This window comes from Bacillus sp. LR--39 (assembly GCF_053613335.1).
Window position 1 is genome coordinate 1,000,913 of record NZ_JBSIOT010000001.1, and the last position, 11,962, is coordinate 1,012,874.

The following is an 11,962-nucleotide window of genomic DNA, read 5'->3' on the forward strand; positions in this document are numbered from 1 at the left end:
GGGACCTATGTATACCAGTCAATTCCAAACCTTAGTAGATGTCATTCGGGAAAGAAGCAATATCTCTGATCGCGGGATCCGTTTTATCGAATCCGATAAAAACGAGACGGTTGTCTCTTATCGCCAATTGTTTGAAGAGGCGCAAGGGTATCTTGGCTATTTACAGCATCTCGGCATTAAGCCGAAGCAGGAAATTGTATTTCAAATCCGAGAAAATAAATCATTTGTCGTTGCTTTTTGGGCTTGTATATTAGGAGGAATGATCCCGGTGCCGGTCAGTATCGGAGAAGATGATGACCATAAGCTGAAGGTCTGGCGCATTTGGAATATATTAAATCATCCGTTTCTGATTGCCTCTGAAAAAGTATTGGACAAAATAAAGAAATACGCTGCAGAACACGATTTACAGGATTTCCATCATCAATTAAACGAAAAATCTGACATCATTCAAGATCAAACCTACGATTACCCCGCTTCATTTTATGAACCTGATGCGGATGAACTCGCCTTTATCCAATTTTCTTCTGGATCAACAGGAGATCCAAAAGGAGTCATGTTAACGCATCACAACTTAATACATAACACGTGCGCCATTGGGACTGCCCTACACGTTCATTCGAAAGACTCTTTCTTATCATGGATGCCTTTAACGCATGATATGGGGCTCATCGCCTGCCACCTTGTTCCCTTCATAACCGGAATCAATCAAAATCTAATGCCTACAGAGTTATTTATTCGAAGACCTATTCTTTGGATGAAAAAAGCTCATGAACACAAAGCCAGTATTCTATCATCTCCTAATTTCGGGTACAACTACTTCCTTAAATTTCTGAAAAACGAACCAGACTGGGATTTATCACACATCAAGGTCATCGCAAACGGTGCAGAACCGATATTGCCGGAGCTGTGTGACGAATTTTTGAAAAGATGCGCAGCATTCAATCTGAAAAGATCCGCTATTTTGAATGTTTACGGTTTAGCGGAAGCTTCGGTTGGCGCAGCGTTCTCTAAAATAGGTAAAGAATTCGTTCCCGTTTATTTGCATCGTGACTATTTAAATCTTGGTGAAAGAGCTGTAAAAGTCAGCAAAGAGGACCAAAATTGCGCTTCATTCGTTGAAGTGGGACAACCTATTGACTATTGTCAGCTTCGGATCTCCGATGAAACAAATGAAAGAGTAGAAGACGGAATCATCGGCCATATCCACATCAAAGGAGACAATGTGACGCAAGGGTATTATAACAACCCAGAGAGTACGGAAAAAGCGCTGACTTCTGACGGCTGGGTAAAAACGGGAGACCTCGGATTCATTAGTGAAAGTGGTAACTTAGTCGTAACCGGAAGAGAAAAGGACATTATTTTCGTGAACGGAAAAAATATCTACCCGCACGATATTGAACGGGTCGCGATTGAAATGGAAGAGGTTGACTTAGGAAGGGTTGCCGCCTGCGGTGTATATGATCAAAAGACGCAAAGCGGAGAAATCGTGCTCTTTGTTGTTTACAAAAAATCACCTGAAAAATTTGCACCGCTTGTCAAAGAGATAAAAAAACATTTGTACAAGCGGGGCGGCTGGAGCATAAAAGAAGTCCTTCCGATCCGAAAACTCCCTAAAACAACCAGCGGAAAGGTTAAACGCTACGAACTTGCCAGACAGTATGAGGCAGGGAATTTTTCAACAGAGTCTGCCGCCATCAATGAATGTTTGGAGAGCAGCACGGAAACATCCGGACAGACACCCATTCATGAGATAGAAACGGAATTGCTGTCTATCTTTTCCGAAGTGCTCGATGGAAAAAAGGTTCACCTCGCTGACAGTTATTTTGATATGGGAGCAAATTCATTACAGTTATCGCAGATTGCCGAGCGCATAGAACAGAAATTCGGACGCAAGCTTGCCGTTTCAGATCTCTTTACGTATCCTTCTATCACTGATTTAGCGGCATATCTGTCTGAAAGCCGGGCTGAAATCAAGCAGGACGCGGCAGCGAAACCAAGCCATGTGACACCGAAAGATATCGCCATTATCGGGATGTCGCTCAATGTCCCGGGAGCGTCAACGAAAAGTGATTTTTGGAATCTGCTTGAAAAAGGTGAGCACAGCATTCGAGAATACCCCGAATCCCGGCTGAAAGATGCGGCGGATTATTTAAAGTCCATCCAAAGCGAGTTCAATGAGAGTCAGTTTGTGAAGGGCGGCTATTTAGATGAAATCGACCGCTTTGACTATTCGTTCTTCAGTTTAGCTCCTAAAGCGGCTCAGTTTATGGACCCTAACCAAAGACTGTTTTTGCAGTCTGCATGGCATGCGATTGAAGATGCGGGCTATGCCGGCGGCAGCATGAACGGGAGCCGTGTCGGGGTATATGCGGGGTACTCGAAGGTGGGCTACGATTATGAACGTCTCCTTTCTGCGAATTATCCGGATGAACTTCATCAATATATCGTGGGCAATCTCCCTTCCGTGCTAGCCAGCCGAATCGCTTATTTCTTAAATTTAAAAGGGCCGGCGGTCACAGTGGATACGGCATGCTCCTCATCGCTTGCCGCCGTTCATATGGCATGTAAATCTTTAATGTCCGGCGATTGTGAAATGGCTCTTGCCGGCGGTATCCGGACATCGCTCTTGCCGATCTGTATCGGACTTGATATGGAATCTTCGGACGGGTACACGAAAACGTTCAGCAAAGATTCAGACGGCACGGGCACAGGTGAAGGCGCGGCCGCAGTCCTGCTAAAACCTTTGCAGGATGCTGTTCGCGACGGAGACCATATTTACGGCGTAATCAAGGGAAGCGCGCTGAATCAAGACGGAACAACCGCCGGGATTACAGCACCGAATCCGGCAGCTCAGACTGAGGTCATTGAGACGGCCTGGAAAGACGCGGGCATTGCTCCTGAAACACTGTCTTTCATCGAAGCGCATGGCACCGGAACGAAGCTCGGCGATCCGGTTGAATTTAACGGGCTTTGTAAAGCGTTTGAAAAGTATACGGCAAAAAAACAATTTTGTGCGATTGGTTCTGTTAAATCGAACATCGGCCATTTGTTTGAAGCGGCAGGCATCGTCGGGCTGATCAAATCTGTCCTCATGCTGAATCACAAGAAAAATCCGCCGTTAGCGCACTTTAATGAACCTAATCCGCTCATTCATTTTCACTCATCACCATTTTATGTGAATCAGGAAGTTTCGGAGTTCACATCGGGTGATGAGCCGCTGCGAGGCGGAGTCAGCTCATTTGGCTTTAGCGGAACGAACGCTCATGTGGTATTGGAAGAATATATTTCTCAAAGTGAGTATGCACCCGAGGATGAACATGGGCCGCACCTATTTGTTTTATCCGCTCATACTGAAAAGTCACTCTATGAACTCGCACAGCAGTACCGGCAATATGTATCGGATGACAGCCAAGCTTCATTAAAGTCCATTTGCTATACAGCCAGTACGGGCAGGGCTCATTTGGATCATGGCATTGCCATGATTGTATCCGGTAAGCAAGAATTATCGGATAAGCTGTCCCGCCTGATTCAGGGAGACAGAAACCTTCCCGGTGTATACATCGGTTACAAGAATATGAAGGAAATGCTGCCTGCTCATAAAGAAGAGCTGAATCAACAAGCAGCCGCTCTGATTAAGCAGCGTTTACGTACGCAAGATGAACGGATCACATGGCTGCATCGCGCAGCCGAATTATTTGTGCAAGGAGCCGTTATCGATTGGCGCGCGCTTTATTCCGGTGAAACTGTACAAAAGACGCCATTGCCCCTGTATCCGTTTGAACGGAGCCGATGCTGGGCTGAAGCTGACCAGTTGCGCTTAAACGAGGGCGAAAAGAGAGGAGAAGCGGCATTGAATATCAATCAATCGAAGGCGCATATTGAATCCTTCCTGAAAACTGTAATCAGCAATGCTTCGGGGATCAGGGGAGAGGAACTCGATCTGAATGCTCATTTTATCGGGCTCGGAATGGATTCTATCATGCTGTCACAGATCAAAAAAGCCATCGCGGACGAATTTGGGGTAGATATCCCGATGGATCGTTTTTTTGATACGTTGACCAACCTTCAAAGTGTCATAGATTACTTGGCTGATATCGTTCCATCGTCCATTGCATCCGCTCCGCCTCAAGAGAATGTTCCGGCGCAGGAAAAACAGGTCATTTCAGAAGCGCAGCCTGAATCGGATCGCAGAGATGGTCATCAAGAGCATACGCTCGAAAAAATAATCGCATCTCAAAATCAATTAATTCAGGATGCCTTGCAAGCTCAATTAAATAGCTTTAATTTGCTGAGAAACAGCGGACATCATTCCGATGAGAAAGAATACGCTAAAGCGCAAGAGAAATCAATTCCTTCTGTCAAGCAGGGGCCTCCGACCGTCACTGCAGAACAGAAAGCGGCTCAAGAAGCGAAACCCTATGTTCCTTTCCAGCCTCAGAACCTGAATGATCAGGGACACTATACCGCACGGCAAAAACAATACTTAGAAGATTTCATCAAGAAATACGCAGATAAAACGAAAGGTTCCAAACAATATACGGACAACACCCGATTTGCTCATGCAAACAACCGCAATTTGTCCAGCTTCCGTTCGTATTGGAAGGAAATCGTATACCCGATTATCGCCGAACGTTCTGACGGTTCTAAAATGTGGGATATTGACGGAAATGAATATATCGATATCACCATGGGATTCGGGGTTAACCTTTTCGGGCATCATCCTTCCTTTATTACACAGGTTATCGATGATTCAACCCGTTCATCATTGCCTCCGCTCGGCCCGATGTCAGATGTCGCCGGTGAAGTTGCCGACCGGATCCGCACATGTACCGGAGTGGAAAGGGTCGCTTTCTATAATTCCGGAACAGAGGCCGTCATGGTTGCCCTGCGTTTGGCGCGGGCGGCAACAGGAAGAAAGAAAGTCGTGGCGTTCTCAGGATCTTATCACGGGACGTTTGACGGCGTATTAGGGGTTGCCGGCACAAAAGGCGGGGCTGCGTCTGCGAATCCGCTGGCTCCGGGCATATTGCAGAGCTTTATGGATGATTTGATTATTTTACATTACAACAATCCCGATTCGCTGGATGTGATCCGCAGTCTTGGTGATGAATTGGCAGCCGTACTGGTGGAACCGGTACAAAGCCGCAGACCGGATTTGCAGCCGCAGGCATTTTTGAAAGAATTGCGGGCGATCACGCAGCAATCCGGAACAGCTCTGATTATGGATGAAATTATTACCGGATTTCGGATCGGTCTTGGCGGCGCACAGGAATGGTTCGGCATTCAGGCTGATTTAGTGACCTACGGAAAAATCATCGGCGGCGGACAGCCGTTAGGGGTAGTTGCCGGAAAAGCTGAGTTCATGAATGCGATCGACGGGGGTACCTGGCAGTATGGGGACGATTCCTACCCGCAAGACGAGGCGAAACGCACGTTTGTGGCCGGCACCTTCAATACTCACCCGCTTACCATGAGGATGTCATTAGCCGTCCTTCGCCATTTACAAACCGAGGGAGAACATCTGTATGAGCAGCTTAATCAAAAAACAGCCTACCTGGTCGATGAGCTGAATCGCTGCTTCGAACAAGCGCAAGTGCCTATCCGCATGGTTCGATTCGGTTCTTTATTCCGGTTTGTCTCATCGCTTGATAATGACTTGTTCTTTTACCATCTCAACTATAAAGGGGTCTATGTATGGGAGGGACGCAACTGCTTCTTGTCTGCGGCGCATACCGCGGATGATATCGAAAATATTATTCAAGCGGTGAAAGACACGGTGGAGGATCTTCGCCGAGGCGGATTTATTCCGGAAGGCCCGGATTCCCCTGATGGCGGAGGCCGTAAAAAGTCCGGGACGCGCGAGCTTTCACCTGAACAAAAGCAGTTGGTTATGGCATCCCATTACGGGAATGAAGCTTCCGCCGCTTTAAACCAGTCCATTATGCTGAAAGTGAAGGGCGAACTGCAGTATACATCATTAAAACAAGCCGTCCGGCATATCGTTGACCGTCATGAAGCTTTACGTACGGTGATTCATCCCGATGACGAGGTACAGCAAGTGCAGGAACGGATGAATATAGAAATACCTGTCATTGATTTTACCGGTCTCCCGCATGAACATCGGGAGCCGGAAATCCAAAAATGGCTGACAGAAGATTCCAAGCGGCAGTTTCATTTCCATGAACAAAAGCCTTTGTTTAGAATCCATGTGCTTACATCGGCTCACAATGAACATCTGATTGTGCTCACGTTCCATCATATCATTGCCGATGGATGGTCAATCGCCGTTTTTGTTCAAGAACTGGAGAGCAACTACGCGGCAATAGTACAAGGAAAATCGATTTCACCGAAAGAGGCAGATGTTTCGTTTCGCCAATACTTAGACTGGCAGCAGGCACAGATCGACAGCGGCCAGTATGAAGAAGGGGTCCGTTATTGGCGGCGTCATTTCTCTGAACCGATACAGCAGCCAATTCTGCCAACCGCAGATTCTGTCCGTTATCCGAACGGGTATGAGGGAGACCGGTGTACCGTCAGGCTTGGACGGCCATTGAGCGAGGCTTTAAGATCATTAAGCATTCAGATGAAAAATAGCGTATTTGTGACGATGCTGGGCGCATTTCATCTTTTTCTGCACCGGCTTACCAAACAGTCAGGCCTTGCGATCGGGATCCCCGCTGCAGGTCAATCGCATATGAAACAGCATGATCTGATTGGAAATTGCGTCAATATGATTCCGGTGAAGAACACGTCTTCTTCAGAAAGCACTTTATCCGGTTATCTTGGCAGCATGAAAGAAAGCGTGAATCTTGCAATGCAGCACCAAGCCGTCCCGATGACACTGGTGGCCAGAGAGCTTCCGCACGATCAAATGCCGGATATGCGTATTATCTTTAATTTAGACAGACCTTTTCGAAAGCTGTATTTCGGAAAGGCGGAGGCGGAGCCTGTTGCATACCCGGTAAAACGCACCCTGTACGATTTATTTCTTAACATAACAGACGCGCATCAAGAATATGTTCTTGATTTCGACTTTAATACGAACGTCGTCAGTCCGGAAATCATGAAAAAGTGGGGAGCGGGTTTTACAAAATTGCTGCAAAAAATGGTTGAGGGAGATTCAATCCCTCTTGACGCCATGATGATGTTTTCCGATGAAGAACAGCATGATTTACAAGCACTTTACGCCGAACACCAGAAGCGGATCGCTTCAATAGGAAGCAATACGGCAAATTTTACTGAAGCCTACGAGGCGCCGGTAAATGAAACGGAGCGGCAGCTGGCGCGGATTTGGGAGGAACTTTTCGGCCTTGAACGGGTCGGCAGATCAGACCGCTTCCTGGCTCTGGGAGGAAACTCACTCCAGGCGACGCTTATGCTTTCCAAAGTTCAGAAGACATTTCATCAAAAGGTTTCCATCGGACAATTTTTCAATCACCAGACTGTTAAGGAATTAGCACGTTTCATTCAGAACGAAACGAAAGTCGTGCACCTCCCGATGAAGGCTGCCGAGAAAAAAGCGTATTACCCGACATCGCCGGCGCAGCAAAGAGTATATTTCCTGCACCAACTGGAACCGGATCAGCTGGCGCAAAATATGTTCGGCCACATATCAATAACAGGGAAGTACGATGAGCAAGCCCTGATCTCATCTCTTCAACAAGTGATGCAGCGGCACGAAGCGTTTCGCACGTATTTCGACATTATAGATGGCGATATCGTTCAGAAACTTGAAAACGAAGTTGATTTTAACGTTCATGTCCGGACAATGAGCCGGGATGAATTTGATGCCTATTCAGACCGGTTTGTAAAACCGTTCCGCCTGGACCAAGCTCCGTTAGTTCGTGCGGAGCTGATCAAGATTGAAAACGAGCAGGCCGAACTGCTCATCGATATGCATCATATCATTTCGGACGGTTATTCCGTCAACATCCTTACAAATGAATTGCTGGCTTTATATCATCAGAAACCATTACCGGACATTGAATTTGAATATAAAGATTTCGCAGAATGGCAAAACCAACGGATGAATGACGATGCCATGAAGCGGCAGGAGACATATTGGCTGGAACAATTTCAAGACGAAATTCCCATCCTTGACCTGCCGACAGACGGTTCAAAAGCGGCAGAACGGTCTTCTGAGGGACAGCGTGTGACATGCTCCTTACAGCCGGATGTCATCCGTTCGCTTCAAGACTTGGCACAAAAGGCGGAAACGACTCTCTATACGGTGCTTCTGGCCGCCTATAATGTGCTGCTTCATAAATATACGGGACAAGAAGACATTGTCGTTGGCACGCCTGCTTCAGGAAGAAATCATCCGGATATCGAAAAGATCATCGGTATTTTCATACAAACCATTGGAATCCGGACGAAGCCGCACGCCAATAGAACGTTTACGGATTATCTGGAAGAAGTAAAGCGGCAGACGCTTGACGCTTTCGAAAACCAAGACTATCCATTCGACCGGCTTGTGGAGAAATTAAATGTACAGCGGGAAACAACCGGAAAGTCTCTGTTTAACACGATGTTTGTGTTTCAAAACATTGAATTTCATGAAATCCGGCACAATGAATGTACATTTAAAGTGAAAGAACGAAATCCAGGGGTCTCTTTATATGATTTGATGCTCACGATCGAAGATGCCGGTCAACAGATAGAGATGCATTTTGATTATAGACCGGGACGATTCACAAAAGACACCATTGAACAGATCACCAGACACTATACCGCCATTTTAAACAGCCTTGCTGAGCAGCCGGAGATGACATTGTCTTCTGTTCCTATGCTGTCTGAAACCGAACGTCATCAACTGCTGACGGAGTGTAATGGCACAAAGACGCCGTATCCGCATAAGGAAACGGTATATCGGTGGTTTGAAATGCAGGCGGAACAGAGTCCCGATCATGAAGCCGTTATTTTTGGCAATGAGCGTTATACGTACAGACAGCTCAATGAACGGGCGAACCGATTGGCGCGGACGTTACGGACAAAAGGCGTACAAGCGGATCAATTCGTTGCCATCATCAGCCCGCATCGGATCGAGCTGATTGTCGGAATTTTGGCTGTTCTGAAAGCCGGCGGCGCATACGTGCCCATTGATCCTGAATATCCGGAAGATCGGATTCAATATATGCTGAGAGATTCAAGAGCGGAGGTTGTGTTGACACAGCGCAGCCTGCTGGATCAATTACCGTATGATGGTGACATTGTGCTTTTGGATGAGGAAAACTCATACCATGAAGATCACTCGAATCTTGAATCGGACAGCGATGCGCATGATTTGGCCTACATGATCTATACGTCAGGTTCCACGGGAAATCCAAAAGGTGTACTCATTGAGCATCAGGGGCTGGCTGATTATATTTGGTGGGCGAAAGAGGTTTATGTAAGAGGTGAGAAAACCAACTTCCCATTATACTCTTCCATCTCTTTCGATCTGACTGTGACCTCGATATTTACACCGCTGGTTACGGGAAATACCATCATTGTCTTTGACGGCGAAGACAAAAGCGCTGTGCTTTCTGAGATTATGCGGGACTCAAGAATAGACATGATCAAATTGACCCCGGCACATCTGCACGTCATCAAGGAGATGAATATCGCTGGCGGCACCGCAATACGGAAAATGATTGTCGGCGGAGAAAATTTAAGCACCCGTCTGGCCAAAAGTGTCAGCGAACAGTTTAAAGGCCGGCTGGACATTTTCAATGAATACGGACCGACGGAAGCTGTCGTCGGATGTATGATTTATCACTTCGACGCAGAACGGGACAAGCGGGAATTTGTACCGATCGGCACTCCGGCTGCCAACACGGATATTTATGTGGCCGATGCAAGCAGAAACCTGGTTCCGATCGGGGTAATCGGCGAAATATATATCAGCGGACCGGGTGTTGCCAGAGGGTATTGGAACCGCCCGGATTTAACGGCAGAGAAATTTGTTGAAAACCCGTATGTACCGGGAGCGAAGATGTACAAATCAGGGGATTTGGCTAAGCGATTGAAGGACGGAAATCTCGTATATATTGGGCGCGTTGATGAACAAGTCAAAATCAGGGGACACCGAATCGAGCTTGGTGAAATTGAAGCAGCAATGCATAACGCGGAAGCGGTGCAAAAAGCCGCGGTTACAGTGAAAGAAGAAGAAGACGGCTTAAAACAATTATGCGCGTATTACGTAAGCGACAAGCCTATAGCGGCTGCGCAGCTTAGGGAACAATTGTCATCGCAGCTTCCGGACTACATGGTTCCGACCTATTTTGTCCATCTGGAGCATATGCCGTTAACATCCAACGGGAAAATAAACCGTAAGGCACTGCCTGCACCGGAAGCGAGTCTGCAGCAGACAGCTGAATATGTTCCGCCGGGTAATGAGACGGAGTCCAAACTGACAGATTTATGGAAGGAAGTGCTCGGAATAAGCCATGCGGGGATCAAACATAATTTCTTTGATCTCGGAGGCAACTCCATCCGAGCGGCTGCCTTAGCCGCCAGAATTCACAAAGAGCTGAATGTGAATCTGTCTCTCAAAGACATATTCAAGTTTCCTACCATTGAACAATTGGCTGACAAGGCGTTACACATGGACAAAAATCGATATGTACCGATTCCGGCTGCAAAGGAAATGCCATATTATCCGGTTTCTTCAGCTCAGAGGCGGATGTATTTGTTAAGTCACACAGAAGGCGGCGAGCTGACTTACAATATGACGGGTGCCATGAATGTGGAAGGGACGATCGATCCCGAACGGTTAAACGCCGCTTTCCGAAAATTAATCGCGCGTCATGAAGCGCTGCGGACCAGCTTTGATTTATATGAAGGCGAGCCGGCACAGCGTATTCATCATCACGTCGACTTTACGATAGAACGAATTCAAGCTAGCAAAGAAGAGGCGGAAGACCGTGTGCTTGATTTCATCAAAGCGTTTGACTTAGCCAAACCGCCGCTGATGCGGGCCGGACTGATTGAAATTGAACCTGCGCGGCACGTGCTTGTGGTTGATATGCATCATATCATTTCTGACGGCGTGTCCGTCAATATTCTGATGAAAGATTTAAGCCGAATCTACGAGGGGAACGAACCGGACCCGCTCTCTATTCAATATAAAGACTTTGCAGTTTGGCAGCAATCGGACATTCAGAAACGGAACATCAAGAACCAGGAAGCGTATTGGCTGGATCAGTTTCACGGTGATATTCCTGTACTGGATATTCCCGCGGATTATGAGAGACCTGCCATACGCGATTACGAAGGCGAATCATTTGAATTTCTTATACCCGAACACTTAAAACAGCGTTTAAGCCAAATGGAAGAAGACACAGGAGCAACACTGTATATGATTTTATTGGCAGCCTATACGATTCTTTTATCCAAATACAGCGGACAAGAAGATATTATCGTAGGAACGCCGTCTGCCGGGCGGACTCATTTAGATGTAGAGCCGGTCGTGGGAATGTTCGTCAATACGTTAGTCATTCGCAATCACCCGGCGGGCCGTAAAACATTTGATGCCTACTTAAATGAAGTAAAAGAAAACATGCTGAACGCTTATAAAAATCAAGACTATCCATTGGAAGAATTAATTCAGCATCTGCATCTTCCAAAAGATTCAAGCCGCAATCCTTTATTCGATACGATGTTTGTGCTGCAAAATCTTGATCATGCTGAATTGACTTTCGATTCCCTTCAACTCAAGCCGTATCCATTTCATCATCCGGTTGCCAAATTCGATTTGACCTTGTCGATTCAGGCGGACCGCGACAACTATCACGGACTGTTTGAATATTCGAAAAAACTGTTTAAGAAAAGCAGAATCGAGGTTTTATCAAACGACTACTTACACATCCTATCGGCGATTTTGGAACAGCCAAGCATTCTAATCGAACATATCGGATTGAGCGGCAGCAATGAGGAAGAAGAGAACGCGCTTGATTCTATTCAATTGAACTTTTAGGGAAAA

1 protein-coding gene is annotated in these 11,962 nt (G+C 46.7%); it reads left to right on the forward strand.

Annotation, left to right across the window (positions count from 1 at the left end; all coding sequences use genetic code 11):
* The first annotated feature begins 7 nt into the window (after positions 1-7).
* Positions 8-11,956, forward strand: a complete 11,949-nt coding sequence (bamA, locus tag ACWHAR_RS05120; protein ID WP_032875092.1) for a bacillomycin D hybrid PKS/NRPS BamA — start codon at positions 8-10, stop codon at positions 11,954-11,956.
* Positions 11,957-11,962: the final 6 nt, after the last annotated feature.